Genomic DNA, 15,303 nt, shown 5'->3' on the forward strand with positions numbered 1-15,303 from the left:
TCGGCAGACGGTTCGGGCCGGGCCCGGTTCCCCCTCGGGGGCACCGGGCCCGGCCCGTTTCCGTACCCCGGGCGGTACGGGGCCCCCGCGGGCCGGGCGGGGGAGCCCTGCGGGGCCGTCCCCTACCCGCCCTTCGCCCGTTCCCCGGGGCTCCGCCCCGGACCCCGCGCCTCAAACGCCGGCGGGGACAGGAAACGGCTGTGGCCCGGTACCCCCCAGGAGGGGCGCCGGGCCACAGGTCGGAGGAGCTATGCCTTGCGGAGGCGGAAGGTCAGGCCCAGGGGCTCGTCCTCGAACGGGTCGCCGTACGACGCGTCGGCCTCGCCGGAGGCGTAGTCCGTGGCCAGGACCTCGTCCGCGATCAGGGTCGCGTGGTCGGTCAGGGCCTTCGCCAGCTCCGGGTCCGACGTGGACCAGCGCAGGGCGATGCGGTCGGCCACGTCGAGGCCGGAGTTCTTCCGGGCCTCCTGGATCAGGCGGATCGCGTCACGGGCCAGGCCCGCGAGCCGCAGCTCCGGAGTGATCTCCAGGTCCAGGGCGACCGTCGCGCCGGAGTCGGACGCCACCGACCAGCCCTCGCGCGGGGTCTCCGTGATGATGACCTCCTCCGGGGTGAGGGTGACGGTCTCGCCGTTCACCTCCACCGAGGCCTCGCCCGAGCGCAGGGCCAGGGACAGCGCCGCCGCATCGGCCGCGGCCACCGCCTTCGCCACGTCCTGCACGCCCTTGCCGAAGCGCTTGCCCAGCGCACGGAAGTTCGCCTTGGCCGTCGTGTCGACCAGGGAGCCGCCCACCTCCGAGAGGGAGGCCAGCGAGGAGACGTTCAGCTCCTCCGTGATCTGCGAGTGCAGCTCGGGGGAGAGGGTCTCGAAGCCCGATACGGCGACCAGGGCCCGGGACAGGGGCTGGCGGGTCTTCACGCCCGACTCCGCCCGCGTCGCGCGGCCCAGCTCCACGAGGCGGCGTACCAGCAGCATCTGCCGGGACAGCTCCGGGTCGATCGCCGAGGAGTCCGGGACCGGCCACGTGGTCAGGTGCACCGACTCCGGGGCGTCCGGGGTGACCGGGACGACCATGTCCTGCCAGACCCGCTCCGTGATGAAGGGGGTGAGGGGGGCGAGGAGGCGGGTGACCGTCTCCACCACCTCGTGCAGGGTGCGCAGCGCGGCGGCGTCGCCCTGCCAGAAGCGGCGGCGGGAGCGGCGGACGTACCAGTTGGAGAGGTCGTCGACGAAGGCCGAGAGGAGCTTGCCGGCGCGCTGGGTGTCGTACGCCTCCATCGCCTCCGTGACCTCGGTGGTCAGGCTGTGGAGCTCCGAGAGCAGCCAGCGGTCGAGGACCGTGCGGTCCGCGGGCGCCGGGTCGGAGGCCGACGGGGCCCAGTTCGAGGTGCGGGCGTACAGGGCCTGGAAGGCGACCGTGTTCCAGTACGTGAGGAGCGTCTTGCGGACGACCTCCTGGATGGTGCCGTGGCCGACGCGGCGCGCCGCCCACGGGGAGCCGCCGGCGGCCATGAACCAGCGGACGGCGTCCGCGCCGTGCGTGTCCATCAGCTGGATCGGTTCGAGGGTGTTGCCCAGGTGCTTGGACATCTTGCGGCCGTCCTCGGCGAGGATGTGGCCCAGGCAGACCACGTTCTCGTAGGAGGACTTGTCGAAGACGAGGGTGCCGACCGCCATCAGGGTGTAGAACCACCCGCGGGTCTGGTCGATGGCCTCCGAGATGAACTGCGCCGGGTAGCGCTTCTCGAAGATCTCCTTGTTCTTGTGCGGGTAGCCCCACTGCGCGAACGGCATCGAACCCGAGTCGTACCAGGCGTCGATGACCTCCGGCACGCGGACCGAGGTGAGCGTGCAGCCCTCCGCCGTGCAGGGGAAGGTGACCTCGTCGATGTAGGGGCGGTGCGGGTCCAGGTTCGACTGGTCCGTGCCCGTCAGGTCGCTCAGCTCCGCGAGCGAGCCGACGCAGGTGAGGTGGTTCTCCTCGCAGCGCCAGATGGGCAGCGGGGTGCCCCAGTAGCGGTTGCGGGAGAGCGCCCAGTCGATGTTGTTGTTCAGCCAGTCGCCGAAGCGGCCCTGCTTGACGGAGTCCGGGAACCAGTTGGTCTTCTCGTTCTCCCGCAGCATCGCGTCCTTGACGGCGGTGGTGCGGACGTACCAGGACGGCTGCGCGTAGTAGAGCAGCGCGGTGTGGCAGCGCCAGCAGTGCGGGTAGCTGTGCTCGTAGGCGATGTGCTTGAAGAGCAGGCCGCGCGCGTCGAGGTCGGCGGTGAGCTTCTCGTCGGCCTTCTTGAAGAAGACCCCGCCGACGAGCGGGACCTCCTCCTCGAAGGTGCCGTCGGGGCGGACCGGGTTCACGACGGGCAGGCCGTACGCGCGGCAGACCGCGAGGTCGTCGGCGCCGAAGGCGGGGGACTGGTGGACCAGACCGGTGCCGTCCTCGGTCGTGACGTACTCGGCGTTCACGACGTAGTGGGCGGGCTCCGGGAACTCGACCAGGTCGAAGGGGCGCTGGTAGGTCCAGCGCTCCATCTCCTTGCCGGTGAAGGACTCGCCGGTGGCCTCCCAGCCCTCGCCGAGGGACTTCTCCAGGAGGGGCTGGGCGACGACCAGCTTCTCCTCACCGTTGGTCGCGACCACGTACGTGACGTCCGGGTGCGCGGCCACGGCGGTGTTGGAGACCAGGGTCCAGGGGGTCGTCGTCCAGACGAGGAGCGCCGCCTGGCCCGCGAGGGGGCCGGAGGTCAGCGGGAAGCGGACGTAGACCGAGGGGTCGACGACCGTCTCGTAGCCCTGGGCCAGCTCGTGGTCCGAGAGGCCGGTGCCGCAGCGGGGGCACCAGGGGGCGACGCGGTGGTCCTGGGTGAGCAGGCCCTTGTTGAAGATCTCCTTCAGCGACCACCACACGGACTCGACGTACTCGGGGTCCATGGTGCGGTAGGCGTCGTCGAGGTCGACCCAGTAGCCCATACGGTTCGTGAGCTCGGTGAACGCGTCGGTGTGGCGGGTCACCGACTCGCGGCACTTGGCGTTGAACTCGGCGATGCCGTACGCCTCGATGTCCTTCTTGCCGTTGAAGCCCAGCTCCTTCTCGACGGCGAGCTCGACGGGCAGGCCGTGGCAGTCCCAGCCGGCCTTGCGGGCCACGTGGTAGCCGCGCATGGTGCGGAAGCGGGGGAAGACGTCCTTGAAGACGCGGGCCTCGATGTGGTGCGCGCCGGGCATGCCGTTCGCGGTGGGCGGGCCCTCGTAGAAGACCCACTCGGGGCGTCCCTCGGACTGCTCCAGGGTCTTGGCGAAGGTCTTGCTCTCGCGCCAGAAGTCGAGGACCGCGTGCTCGAGGGCAGGCAGGTCGACCTGGGCGGGTACCGGGCGGTACTGCGGCGGTGTGGTCATGAGGCTGAACTCTTCCTCCGGCGGGGTGTCACTTCCGTCCGGAGGGACGAGAGCCCGTCCTTGTCTCCAAGGACCAGCCGCTCCCGCGGTACCACCCTCCTTGGCCTCCGGACCTGCGGTCCGAGGGCCCCCTCATTGGGGTGCGAGCCGGTTCTACTCGCCCTACGGGAATCCCGGCGGGCTTTCTTCCGGCGGCTCCGGGGTGATCCTTCACATCGCGCTCGCCCCCGGGCTCTCACCGTCCCCGGGTCGCTCCTGGCTGCGTCCGACGCTACTCGTCCCCATCCATGCCTTTCGCTGGGCCCAGTGTACGGGCCGGGGGGCGCGTCGGCAGACCGGTTTACGGGGCGTGGCGCGGGGGTCCGGGCGGGGCGCGGACCGGGGCTCGGGCTGACCCGAATGGGCCGACGGGGCGCTCCGGGGTGCGGAGGGGGCGGGTGGGGCGGATTATCGGGCTCACCGCTGGGCACAACGGATGCAGGTTGACCTCGATGGACGCGTGCCCCGTTGCCGCGGGGCCGGAGTCGATTTATCGTTCCGGCACGATTCGCGAGCAATGATCACAGTATGTGAAGGGGCCGCGGCCATGGTGGCGAAGAAGACCGCCGGGAGTACTGCCAAGAAGGCTGTCGCGAAGGCTGCGGAGAAGCCGGCTGCCGCGAAGAAGGCGGCTGTCACGACGAAGGCGGCTGCCGCGAAGGCGGCCACGACGAGGACGGGCGCCACGGCGAAGGCGGAGACCGGAACGAAGGCCGCCGGTGCGAAAAAGGCGGCGGCCGCCGTCAGGAAGACGGCCGCGAAGAAGGCCACGGCCAAGACGGCCGGGGCCGAGGGGGCGGCGCAGGCCGCGCACGAGACGGGAGCCCGGAAAGTGGTTGCCAAGAAGAGCACCGGCACGGCCAGGAAGACGGCCGCCGCCGCGACCAGCGGGCTGCCGAAGGCGCGGGGCACCGAGGGCCTGGCGCCCGGAGAGCTCGCCGTACGGCCCGGAGAGGACCCCTGGACCCCGGCGGAGGTCGCCGACGCGCGGGCCGAGCTGGAGAGCGAGGTGCTGCGGCTGCGCGCCGAGCTCCAGGCCTCCGACGAGGCCATCTCCGGACTGATGAGGGACTCCGGCGACGGCGCCGGCGACGACCAGGCCGATACCGGAACCAAGAACATCACCCGGGAGTCCGAGCTCGCCCTCGCCGCGAACGCCAACTCGATGCTGGAGCAGACCGAGCGCGCGCTGGAACGGCTGGAGTCGGGCACGTACGGCCTGTGCGAGAACTGCGGCCAGCCCATCGGCAAGGCGCGGATGCAGGCCTTCCCCCGGGCCACGCTGTGCGTGGACTGCAAGCAGAAGCAGGAGCGGCGGCACTGAGCCGGGAACGGGTGGTGCGGGCAGGGTGGGCCCCCGGAGGGCGCCGGACGGGCGCCTGAGGGCCCGGGGGCCGGGTCGGCAGGCTCCGCCGGTCCGGCCCGGGGTGTGACGGCCGGGGCGGTGCGGCCCGGGGTGCCCTGACGTACTCTCGTGTCTCGTCAGGGTCCAGAACCTGGCGGGTCGGTCGGCGCAGTACCGTTCGACAACCTGGTTCGAGCTAGTTCGAGGGACTCACGTGGCAGAGGCGGAGCGCATCATCGGTACGCCGGAGACCGGGGAAGACGGCACCCAGCCCGACTCCGCCGCGCCCAGGGGGCATCGGCGGATCGTCGCGCTGCTCGTGGTGGCCCTCCTCGCCTACCTGGTCGACCTGGGCAGCAAGATGCTGGTCGTCGCGAAGCTGGAGCACCAGCCGTCGATCCAGGTCATCGGCGACCTGCTGAAGTTCGACGCGATCCGCAACCCCGGGGCCGCCTTCGGCTTCGGCGAGGCCTTCACGATCATCTTCACCTGCATCGCCGCCACCGTCATCGTGGTGATCGTGCGGCTCGCGCGGAAGCTGTACAGCCTGCCCTGGGCGATCGCGCTGGGCCTGCTGCTCGGCGGGGCGCTGGGCAACCTCACCGACCGGATCTTCCGCTCGCCGGGCGTCTTCCGCGGAGCGGTCGTCGACTTCATCGCACCCGCCCACTTCGCCGTCTTCAACCTCGCGGACTCGGCGATCGTGTGCGGCGGGATCCTGATCGTCCTGCTGTCGTTCAAGGGCCTGGACCCGGACGGCACCGTCCACAAGGACTGAATGGACTGAGTGGGCGGGCGGTCCGCGGGCTGATCGCGGGAATGGTCTTCGGCCGAGTCCTGCATACTCGACGGGTGAGTACGATTCCCGAGATCCGCACCCTGCCCGTTCCCGATGGCCTCGAGGGCGAGCGCGTCGACGCCGCCATCGCCCGTATGTTCGGTTTTTCCCGGACGAAGGCGGCCGAACTCGCGGCTGCGGGAAAGGTGCTGGTCGACGGCAGTGTCGTCGGGAAGTCCGAGCGCGTGCACGGCGGCGCCTGGCTCGAAGTCGAGATGCCCGAGCCGCCCCGGAAGGTCGAGGTCGTCGCCGAGCCCGTCCCCGGCATGGAGATCGTCCATGACGACGACGACATCGTCGTCATCATGAAGCCGGTCGGCGTCGCCGCGCACCCCAGCCCCGGCTGGACCGGCACCACCGTCATCGGCGGCCTCGCCGCCGCCGGGTACCGCATCTCCACCTCCGGCGCCTCCGAGCGCCAGGGCATCGTGCACCGGCTCGACGTCGGCACCTCCGGCCTGATGGCCGTCGCGAAGTCGGAGCGCGCGTACACCTCGCTGAAGAACCAGTTCCGCGAGCGGATCGTCGACAAGCGCTACCACGCGCTGGTGCAGGGCCACCCGGACCCGATGAGCGGCACGATCGACGCGCCGATCGGGCGGCACCCCAGCGCCGACTACAAGTGGGCCGTGACCCAGGAGGGCAAGCCCTCCGTCACCCACTACGACCTGATCGAGGCCTTCCGCGCCGCGTCGCTGCTGGACATCAAGCTGGAGACCGGGCGCACGCACCAGATCCGCGTGCACATGGCGGCCCACAAGCACCCCTGCGTCGGCGACCTGACCTACGGCGCCGACCCGACCGTCGCCAAGCGGCTCGGGCTCACCCGGCAGTGGCTGCACGCGGTGCGGCTCGGGTTCGAGCACCCGTCGGACGGGCAGTGGGTGGAGTTCGAGAGCACCTACCCGGCGGACCTGCAGAACGCGCTGGACGTGATCCGCAAGGAGAGCGAGTGACCGCGGGCGGCGTCACCGTACGGGTCGTCGCCACGGAGGCGGACCTGAAGGCCTGCTTCGCCGTGCGGACCGAGGTCTTCGTGGTCGAGCAGTCGGTGCCGGAGTCGATCGAGTACGACGCGTACGACGAGATCGCGGTGCACGTGCTGGCCGAGGGGCCGGACGGGGTGCCGCTGGGCACCGGCCGGCTGCTGTACGGGCCGCGGGCCCTGGGCAAGACGGGCTCCCCGGAGGTCGGCTCGCTCGGGAGGCTGGCCGTCACCAAGTCCGCGCGGGGGCTCGGGGTCGGGGTGGCGCTGGTGCGGGCGATCGAGGCGGAGGCGGGTCGGCTGGGCCTTTCGGCCGTCGACCTCGGTGCGCAGACCCATGCGATGGGGTTCTACGAGCGGCTCGGGTACGAGGCCTACGGGCCGGAGTTCGAGGACGCGGGTATTCCGCACCGGTCGATGAGGCGCGCTCTGCCGTAGCCCGGCGGGGGTGCGCAGCCCTGCGGGGCCGTCCCCTACCCGCCCTTCCACCGTTCCCAGGGCTCTGCCCTGACCCGGTCCTCAAACGTCGGACGGGCTGAAAAGATCGCCTCAAACGCCGGCGGGGCTGGACTGCCCGGAGGGCAATTCCAGCCCCGCCGGCGTTTGAGGCGCGGGGTCTGGGGCGGAGCCCCAGGACACGGCGCGGCACGCGTCCTCAACCGCCTCGCCGAGCGCAGCGCCCTGGCAGGGTGTGGGAGTGGATCAGCTTCTGCTGTTGTTCGTGCTGTTGCTCGGGGCCGTGGTGACGGTGCCGCTCGGGGACCGGCTGGGGCTGCCCGCGCCAGTGCTGATGACGCTCGGCGGCGTCGTGCTGGCGCTGGTGCCCGTGGTGCCCAATGTCGACATCCCGCCCGAGTACATCCTGCCGCTCGTGCTGCCCCCGCTGCTGTACGCCTCCGTGCAGCGGACCTCCTGGCGGCAGTTCGCCGCCAACGTACGGCCCATCCTGCTGCTGGCCGTCGCCCTCGTCTTCGTGACCACCGTGGCGGTCGCCGCCGTCGCGAACGCCGTCGTACCGGGGCTCCCGATCGCCGCCGCCGTCGCGCTCGGTGCGCTCGTGGCCCCGCCCGACCCCGTCGCCGCCACCGCCGTGGCCGGGTCGCTCGGGCTGCCGCGGCGCATGGTGTCGATCCTGGAGGGCGAGGGGCTCTTCAACGACGTCACCGCCATCGTGCTCTACCACGTGGCCGTCGCCGCCGCCGTGAGCGGTACCTTCTCGTGGCCCGGGGCGCTCGGGGAGTTCGTGCTGTCGGCCGTCGTGGCCGTCGCGGTGGGGCTCGGGCTCGGCTGGGCCGCCAACCGGCTCATGGGGCGGCTCGGCGATGCCACGCTCCAGATCGGGCTGACGCTGCTCGTGCCGTTCGTGGCCTACGTGGTGGCCGAGGAGTTCCGCGGTTCCGGTGTGCTGGCCGTGCTGACCACGGCGCTGTTCCTGGCCGAGTACGCGAACGACGCCGACGACGTGCTGGGCCGGCTCGCCGGCCACACGTTCTGGGAGGTCGTCGACATGCTGGTCACCGGTGTCGCCTTCGGGCTCATCGGGCTGGAGCTGCACAACGTCTTCGGGGCGGCCAGCGGCCGGGCCGGGGAGATGGTCGGGTGGGCGGCGGCCGTGGTCGCGGTGGTGGTCGGCGTCCGGCTGGTGTGGCTGCTGCCGGCCGGCTGGCTCGCGAAACGGCTCCACTCGCGGCGCGACTACGACGAGGAGATCCCGCTGAGCTGGCGGGAGTCCGTGGTGATGTGGTGGGCGGGCATGCGGGGCGTGGCCTCGGTGGCGCTCGCGCTCGCCCTGCCGTACGAGACGGACGCGGGGGAACCCTTCCCGGCCCGGCAGGAGATCGTCTTCATCGCCTTCGCCGTGATCATGACCACCCTGGTGGTCCAGGGGCTGACCCTGCCGTGGCTGGTCCGCCGGCTCGGGGTGGAGGCCGACTCGGACGCCGAGGCGGAGATCGCCCGCGGGCTGGCGATCCGCGCCGCCAAGGCCGCGAAGCGGCGGCTGAAGGAGATCGAGGAGGTGGAGGACCTGCCCGAGGACCTGGTGGAGATGCTCTACCGCCGGGCGTACGACGTGGGCGCCAGGATCAGCCCGGACATGGTCGACGAGGAGCGGCGGGAGGCGTACGCGAAGCGGGTGGAGCGGATCCGCGACGTGCAGCGCATCCAGAAGGAGATGATGTCCGCCGCCCGGCACGAGGTGCTGTCCGCACGCAGCGAACCCGGCGCCGATCCGGAGATCGTCGACCGGGTGCTGCGGCATCTGGACGTCCGCAGTCTGCGCAATCCGTAGAACGCGGGCCGACGGAGGCCGGGCGGGCCTATACCTGGTAGCGGTCCGGGGCGAAGAGGTGGAGGTGGGCGGCTATCCACTCCGAGGTGCGGGTCAGGCCCTCCTGGAGGGAGACCTCGGGCTTCCAGCCCGCCCACTCCCGGGCCCGGCTGTTGTCCGACAGCAGGCGCTGGACCTCGCTGCCCGAGGGGCGCAGCCGGGCCGGGTCGACGACCACCTCCGCGTCCCGGCCCGACGCCGTGATCAGGGCCCGGGCCAGGTCGCCGATGGAGATCTCCTCGCCGGCGCCGAGGTTGACCACCTCGCCCAGGGCCCGGTCGCACTCCGCGACCGCGAGGAAGCCGGCCGCGGTGTCGGTCACGTAGGTGAAGTCCCGGGTGGGGGTCAGGGAGCCCAGGCGGACCTCCCGGGCGCCCGAGTGGAGCTGGGCGAGGATGGTGGGGATGACCGCGCGGGCCGACTGGCGGGGGCCGTAGGTGTTGAACGGCCGGACCACCGTCACCGGCAGTTCGAAGGCGTGGTGGAAGGAGAGCGCCATCATGTCGGCGCCGATCTTCGAAGCGGAGTACGGGGACTGCGGCTGGAGCGGGTGGCTCTCGGAGATCGGGGCCGTCAGGGCCGTCCCGTAGACCTCGCTGGTGGAGGTGTGGACCAGGCGGCGCACGCCGTGGCGGCGGCAGGCCTCCGCCATGTTCTCGGTGCCGGTGACGTTGGTCTGGACGTACGCGCCGGGCGAGTCGTAGCTGTACGGGATCCCGATCAGCGCCGCCAGGTGGAAGACGGTGTCGCAGCCGGCCACCGCGTCGCTGACCCGGCCCGCGTCGCGGACGTCGCCGGCCCACATCTCCACCGGGCCGCCGGGGTCGGCCAGGTACCGGGCCAGGTGGCCCTTCTCCGCGTACGGCTTGTAGTGCACGAAGGCGCGCACCTTCGCGCCCCGTGCGACCAGCAGGTCGATGAGGGTGGAGCCGATGAACCCCTCGGCGCCCGTGACGAGGACGGTCCGGCCGCTCCAGTCGGCGGGAGCGTGAAGGGGCGTGGGCGTGGTCATACGAGCTCCAGGGGAATGGGGGTGGGAGTGGGGGAGAGGGAGGGGAATCCGGCGATCCGCAGGACCTGCGAGGCCAGCAGTTCGGCGGCCCGTGCGTGCGGGCCCGGGTCGGCCGCGCCGGCCATCGCCGCCAGCCGCGCCGGGTCGGCCAGGAGCGGGGCGAGCAGGTCCGCGAGGCGGCCGGCCGTGGCCTCGGCGTCCGCCAGCAGCAGGCCGGCACCCGCGTCGGACAGCACCCGCGCGTTGTGGGTCTGGTGGTCGCCCGGGGCGTACGGGTAGGGGACCAGCACCGCGGGGACCCCGGTCGCCGCGAGCTCCGCCACCGTCGCCGAGCCCGCCCGGCACACGACCAGGTCGGCGGCGGCGTAGACCAGGTCCATCCGGTCCAGGTACGGCACGGCCCGCGCGATCCGCCGCCCGCCCGAGGCGGACAGCTCCGCCACCGTGTCCGCGTGCGCCGCCGGCCCCGTCTTGATCAGCAGCTGTACGTCCTCCCGCGCCTGCCAGGCCGCCGCCAGCCCGGCCGCGGCCGCGGTCAGGCGTACGGCGCCCAGGCTGCCGCCGTTGAACACCACCAGCCGCCGCCCGTCCGGCACCCCGAGCTCCCGCCGGGCCCGCGCGCGCAGGGCCGTACGCTCGGGGCCCGGCAGTTCGGCGAGGCCCGACAGGGCGGCGGAGATCGGCATCCCGGTGGTCAGCGCCCGGGCCCCGCCCGCCAGGTGCTCCCGGCTGCGGTCGAAGGCCACCGCCATGTGCGGGGTGAGGCGGGCCGCGAACTGGTTGGCGCGGCCCGGTACCGCGTTGGACTCGTGGATGACCGCCGGCAGTCCCGCCAGCCGGGCCCCGAGCACGGCGGGCGCGCTCGGATAGCCGCCCATCCCGACGGCCACGTGCGCGCCCTGCGCCCGGATCACGGACCGGGCCTGCCCGGCGGAGCGCAGCAGCGCGGCGGGGAGGAGATAGCGCTTGGCGCCCAGCGCCGGGTCGAAGGGGATCATGTCCACGGTGTGCAGGCGGTAGCCCGCGGCCGGGATCAGCTCGGTCTCCAGACCGCGTTCGGTGCCGATGAAGGAGACCAGCGCGTCCGGGAGGGCGGCACGCAGCGCCTCCGCCAGCGCGAGCCCGGGATAGATGTGGCCGCCGGTGCCGCCCGCGCCGATCACGACGGAGAGCGGCGGGTGCGGGGGCCGGCGTGAGGAGGTGGGTGAGGGTGAGGAGGTCATGGACGCAGACTCCCGCTGCGCCCTAAGAAGGTTCTAAGAGGGCGGTCGCCGGCGCGGAGTGCGACGAGGCGCCGGAGCACGACGAGGCCCCGGGGTGTCGTCACCCCGGGGCCTCGTGCGTTTGCTGCGTGCTGACTGCTACTTGACGGCGATGCCGCCGTTGCCCGCGTAGACGGAGTCGGCGATGGGACGCTCACCGTCGGGTGAGTGGTTGACCGAGTCGGTCCGGCCCGTCTGGCGGACACCGCCGACGATCATCGTGGTGGAGCCGCCGCCGTCGAAGTTGATGGCGTCGATCACCTCGAAGTTGTCCTTGAGCATTTTGGCGACGTTCGCCATGAAGTCGCCGTCGGGGTTCCCGGCCGCCGCGTCCCGAGGGCCGGTGAGCGTCGCGAGCACGGTGCGGCCTTGGGCGTCGACGCCCAGTACGGTCCGGGCGTCCAGGCAGGCGTCGCTTTCCTTGACGGTGGGGTCTTCCTCCTGCTCCACCTCATCCGGCAGGGTGCTCGCTCCCTCGCCCGGCAGGGTGCTCGCGGATACGATCAGTCGGGCGCAGGACGGGAGGATCTTGGAGGTCTCCCCGTCCTGCAGCAGCCGGTGGATGCCGCTGACGATGTCGACCGACTCGTCCAGGTCCACCGACCGCTGGACGGTCGTGCTGTCGACCTGCTTGGTGTGGTCCATGTCCTCGACCTGCTGGGTGACCTTGAGCGTGTAGCCCTGCGCGGTCGCGTCGTTGACGAACGCGGTGAGGTCCGTCGCGCCTTGGCCGATGGCCTGGAGGACGTAACCGCCGGACTTCACGGACAGGCCGCCGCGGCCCGTCGTCGGCGGGTCCATCGTGCCGTCGGCTCCGACCGAGACCTCGATGCCCTGGGCGTCGTCCTCGTTGATCGCGGGCGTCGTGTCGAGATTCGGCTTCGGTGTCTTCACGTCGTAGCCGTCGTGGAACAGGACGATCTCGTTGGCGGTCGTGTAGGCCGGCTTCGCCACGGGGGCGAGGGTCTCCTCCTGGCTGTTCAGCGTCGCCTTGTCGTAAGCGCAGGGCGCGCGGCCGGGATCCCGGTTGACACCCCCGACGGTGAGGGTGCGGCCCAGGACCTCCTTCTTGTCCTTGTCGAGGTACGACAGGGTGACGGAGGCCTTCAGGCGTGCGATGTAGGGAACCCCGTACTGAAGGACGACGGCCTGGTTTCCGTAGTCCGGCACCAGCTTGTTCTTGTCGTCCTTGACGAACCCGCCCGCGGAGTTGCGCAGGGGCCTCACACAGCTGATCGAGTTGAGGACCCCGTCCCGGGCCGAGACACCCAGGAAGGCCAGGGTTTCCTCGGAGCCCGGAACACCGGACTTCGGCTCGGGGAGGAAGTAGGAGCCGTTGATCCCGGCGAGCGGCGGGTGATCCTTGAAGAAGCCCGCCTTCAGCTGGTCCCGGACGCTCTCCCTGCCGCTGATCGAGGCGCCGACCGTGCTCTCGATCCGCAGGGCCCCCTTGGCCGGGTCGAGGCGCAGCACGTTCAGCTCGCGCCTGGTCGGGTGGCCCGGGGTCGCGACGTCCTCGATGAAGCGGAAGTGTTCGGCGCCGCCGGCCAGTTCCTTGCTGTCCGGCTGCTTCGTCCACCCGGTGGGGCTTTCGACGGCGGTTCCCGCGGCCCCCGAGGGGCTCGACGTGGCGAGCAGGAGCATCGCGCTCAGGGCGGCGGCGGAGGCGATCAGTCCGCGCGGGGCGCGGCGGAAGGTGTTGGTCATGAGGTGCAGTCCGAGTTCGAGGCGAGCTTGTGGGATTGGACGTCGCCCAGGTACGGCTGTACCAGGCTGGTGCTGTCACCGCTGAGGACGGCGTAGGCCTTGTGGACGCCGTTGGTGACCGAGTTCCAGCTGCCGGTCTGACCGATGTTGCTGTAGAGGCAGGCGTGCTTGGTGGTGCGGTTCATGACGGACATGGCCGCGCGGTCCCATTCCGTGGCGTACGCGTCGGTGCTCGCGGTGAAGGCGATCCACGCGCCGCGGCCGGCGGTCTCCTTGAACAGGCACAGCTGGTTGTCCGGGCAGCGCTCGTAGCCCGTGAAGCAGAGCCCCCTGCTGGGGGCCAGCTTGTGGGAGCTGACGCCCACGGCCGCCATGTTCTTGAGTTCCTCCACAGAGCTCTGCGCGGAGATGTCCGCCGTGCCCCCCGGCTTCACGGCCGCGACGGCCGAGCCCCAGCCGGTCTCCCCGTAGAGGCAGGCCCAGTAGCCGGTGTTGTTGAACACCGACTTGGTCTTGTCGCTGAACTCGCCGGAGTAGGACTGCGGGTTCTGGTGCTCGTAGGCGCGGGGCTTCGTCTCTCCGGCGGCCATCGAACCCTTCTGGCCGGTGTAGAGGCAGAGCCGGTCGGTTGCGCAGTCGGGGTAGGCGTCGGCGGACGCCGGCAGGGCGAACAGCGCTGAACACAGCAGCGCCAGGGCTCCGACAATCCAGGAGCCGCGCAGGATGTTGATCTTCACGGGGCGGGAGTCTGTCATCGCGAACAAGAAAGAGTGAACAGGTTTTCGACACGTGAGATCGGCTCGGGGGACCATCTCGTACTTTGGTGAGACTTAGCGCTCTAGTTTTAGCGTTGTAGTTGGCCTCGATGCGCGTTCTAGTTGGCATGCGGAGTGACGACGCCCGCCTCTACCTGCGATGACTTCGGGGGAATCCCTGTGCGGGCCCTCCCGGGTCTGGGCGAGCCGCGAGATCCTGGACCCCACCCCTGGTCGCACCTCTGCACCCCTTGACGATCTTGTTTTGCCCCATGGCGTTGAGCCGACTGCCTCCGGATGACATCGAGTCGTACCGAGTGACACCGAGCATTCGCGTCGCTGGCCAGGGAAGGCCGCGAGTCTGCGGCCGGCAGAACATCCCGGCTTCGCCGTCGGAACGCGGGCGGGGCATGATTCCCGCTGTGCATGGAGACGAGAACAAGCTCGGGTTCGCGCGGTACACGCTGACCCGGACGGAGGACGGCCACGTCTGGGGCGTCTGCGCCGAGGCGAAGGGACTGTTCGGAGAATCCCCGCGCGGGACGTACGAGCTGTTCGGCTGGGTTCCGGAGGAATCCGGCGGACCCGCTTGGGTCGGCAGCCGGGTGTGGCTCGTGCCGGATGACGAGGCACTCGACGCCTGGCTGCTGGAGGACGCGGAGAGTTCGGGGCAGGTCCCCGGGACGGACAGTCTGCTGCTCACCGGCCTGGACGACTACGAAGGTCCACCCGAGGGGCACAGAGGCCGCGTTCGCCTGCACGACGGGCACCGCTGGCTGGGATCATGCCGAGAATTCGCCCGCATCCTGTCGCCCGAGCAGCTGCAGCCCTCCCTTGTCCTGCGGGGGCTCGCCCAGAGCGATCAGCTGAGGGTGGCACTGATGAAGGGCACCCGGCGGGCGCTGGATCTGGAGGAAGCCGCTCTGGAGATACGGGACAGCCAAGGTGACCTGCTTACTGATCGGCTGCTCTGGGCCACGGTCAGCGACTGGCGCCCCTCCTCCCGCGGGGCGGACCTGATCGACCTGGAGCTCGAAAGAGGCCGCTTCACGCCCGTTCCCGAATACGCCCGGCCCATCTGGGAACGGTGGCTTGCTGGGCCGCCGGACGCCGTGAATGCTTGGGCCGGCCTTGATACCCGCCGCCGCGGGGCCTGGCATGACCTCGTCCGAGAGCGGGCCTGCAGCCAATCCCACCACGACCGGCCAGCCGGTCACGCCTACGAACTCGATGGCCAGCACATCACCGACGAACCAGCCCTCTACCTGGCGCTCGGCGAGGCGGTCAACGGGCCGGGTGGCTACTTCGGCGGGTGTCTCGCCGCCCTGGACGACTGCCTGCGCGGCACCTTCGGCTACACCGCCCCCGCCACCCTGCTCTGGCGAGACGCCGCGGTCGCACGCGAGCACCTTTCCCAGACCCTGACACCGGAAGGCCAGCCCTACGACCTGTTCACCGCAGTCCTTGAGGCCCTCGCCGAGGGTGGTATGGACGTCACCCTGGCATGAGCTGCTGTCCGGCTACTCGCCTGCGGTGATGCGCTCGGCAGTGGCGGTGGAGCCGGACCGCCTGGCCCACGGGCCAGGAATTTAGCGTCGTCGTTGGCCGACGGGGCCAACTACGACGCTAAGTCATA

General features: G+C 71.3%; 11 protein-coding genes. 6 read left to right on the forward strand and 5 right to left on the reverse strand.

Features of this window, described 5'->3' with window-relative positions; translation table 11 throughout:
• Window positions 1-248: 248 nt before the first annotated feature.
• Window positions 249-3,395 (reverse strand): isoleucine--tRNA ligase, encoded by a 3,147-nt coding sequence (gene ileS, locus NLX94_RS16635; protein WP_254383561.1) that lies wholly within the window; start codon window positions 3,393-3,395, stop codon window positions 249-251.
• 586 nt (window positions 3,396-3,981) lie between these two features.
• Here ileS and NLX94_RS16640 point away from each other — a divergent pair.
• The 5 genes from NLX94_RS16640 to NLX94_RS16660 all read left to right on the forward strand — a co-directional run bounded on the left by NLX94_RS16640 (window position 3,982) and on the right by NLX94_RS16660 (window position 8,892).
• Entirely contained in the window at window positions 3,982-4,758 is a 777-nt protein-coding gene (locus NLX94_RS16640) for a TraR/DksA family transcriptional regulator (protein ID WP_254383563.1), read from the forward strand.
• 235 nt (window positions 4,759-4,993) lie between these two features.
• A complete protein-coding gene (gene lspA, locus NLX94_RS16645) occupies window positions 4,994-5,557 on the forward strand; it encodes a signal peptidase II (RefSeq protein ID WP_254383565.1) in 564 nt (187 codons plus the stop codon).
• Window positions 5,558-5,631: 74 nt separating this feature from the next.
• Window positions 5,632-6,573: an RluA family pseudouridine synthase gene (locus NLX94_RS16650; protein ID WP_254383567.1), complete on the forward strand. Its 942-nt coding sequence runs from the start codon at window positions 5,632-5,634 to the stop codon at window positions 6,571-6,573.
• A complete protein-coding gene (locus NLX94_RS16655) occupies window positions 6,570-7,040 on the forward strand; it encodes a GNAT family N-acetyltransferase (RefSeq protein WP_254383569.1) in 471 nt (156 codons plus the stop codon). The genes NLX94_RS16650 and NLX94_RS16655 overlap by 4 nt, the downstream gene beginning before the upstream one ends.
• 259 nt (window positions 7,041-7,299) lie before the next feature.
• Complete coding sequence (locus tag NLX94_RS16660; protein ID WP_254383571.1) at window positions 7,300-8,892, forward strand: Na+/H+ antiporter; 1,593 nt, start codon at window positions 7,300-7,302, stop codon at window positions 8,890-8,892.
• A gap of 28 nt (window positions 8,893-8,920) precedes the next feature.
• Here the strand turns inward: NLX94_RS16660 and NLX94_RS16665 are convergent, their stop codons facing one another.
• The 4 genes from NLX94_RS16665 to NLX94_RS16680 all read right to left on the reverse strand — a co-directional run bounded on the left by NLX94_RS16665 (window position 8,921) and on the right by NLX94_RS16680 (window position 13,667).
• Window positions 8,921-9,943: an SDR family NAD(P)-dependent oxidoreductase gene (locus NLX94_RS16665; protein ID WP_254383572.1), complete on the reverse strand. Its 1,023-nt coding sequence runs from the start codon at window positions 9,941-9,943 to the stop codon at window positions 8,921-8,923.
• A complete protein-coding gene (locus tag NLX94_RS16670; RefSeq protein ID WP_254383573.1) occupies window positions 9,940-11,166 on the reverse strand; it encodes a glycosyltransferase in 1,227 nt (408 codons plus the stop codon). Before NLX94_RS16670 ends, NLX94_RS16665 begins: the two co-directional genes overlap by 4 nt.
• Before the next feature lie 138 nt (window positions 11,167-11,304).
• The gene (locus tag NLX94_RS16675) at window positions 11,305-12,912 is read right to left on the reverse strand and encodes a phosphodiester glycosidase family protein (protein WP_254383574.1); all 1,608 of its coding nucleotides are present in this window, start codon (window positions 12,910-12,912) and stop codon (window positions 11,305-11,307) included.
• Window positions 12,909-13,667, reverse strand: coding sequence for a peptidase inhibitor family I36 protein (locus tag NLX94_RS16680; protein WP_254383575.1), 759 nt, complete (start codon window positions 13,665-13,667; stop codon window positions 12,909-12,911). Before NLX94_RS16680 ends, NLX94_RS16675 begins: the two co-directional genes overlap by 4 nt.
• 410 nt (window positions 13,668-14,077) lie before the next feature.
• On the opposite strand from NLX94_RS16680, the gene NLX94_RS16685 reads away from it, so the two are divergent.
• Complete coding sequence (locus tag NLX94_RS16685) at window positions 14,078-15,175, forward strand: barstar family protein (RefSeq protein ID WP_254383956.1); 1,098 nt, start codon at window positions 14,078-14,080, stop codon at window positions 15,173-15,175.
• The last annotated feature ends 128 nt before the right edge of the window (window positions 15,176-15,303 follow it).

It is taken from the genome of Streptomyces sp. TBY4, from assembly GCF_024213195.1.
Lineage (GTDB): Bacteria > Actinomycetota > Actinomycetes > Streptomycetales > Streptomycetaceae > Streptomyces.

Excerpts from the sequence above, each read along its gene's own strand:
- NLX94_RS16685 (WP_254383956.1), top strand. The coding sequence starts at position 14,078 with ATGATTCCCGCTGTGCATGGAGACGAGAACAAGCTCGGGTTCGCGCGG.
- NLX94_RS16675 (WP_254383574.1), bottom strand. The coding sequence starts at position 12,912 with ATGACCAACACCTTCCGCCGCGCCCCGCGCGGACTGATCGCCTCCGCC.
- ileS (WP_254383561.1), bottom strand. The coding sequence starts at position 3,395 with ATGACCACACCGCCGCAGTACCGCCCGGTACCCGCCCAGGTCGACCTG.
- NLX94_RS16680 (WP_254383575.1), bottom strand. The coding sequence starts at position 13,667 with ATGACAGACTCCCGCCCCGTGAAGATCAACATCCTGCGCGGCTCCTGG.
- NLX94_RS16670 (WP_254383573.1), bottom strand. The coding sequence starts at position 11,166 with ATGACCTCCTCACCCTCACCCACCTCCTCACGCCGGCCCCCGCACCCG.
- NLX94_RS16640 (WP_254383563.1), top strand. The coding sequence starts at position 3,982 with ATGGTGGCGAAGAAGACCGCCGGGAGTACTGCCAAGAAGGCTGTCGCG.
- NLX94_RS16665 (WP_254383572.1), bottom strand. The coding sequence starts at position 9,943 with ATGACCACGCCCACGCCCCTTCACGCTCCCGCCGACTGGAGCGGCCGG.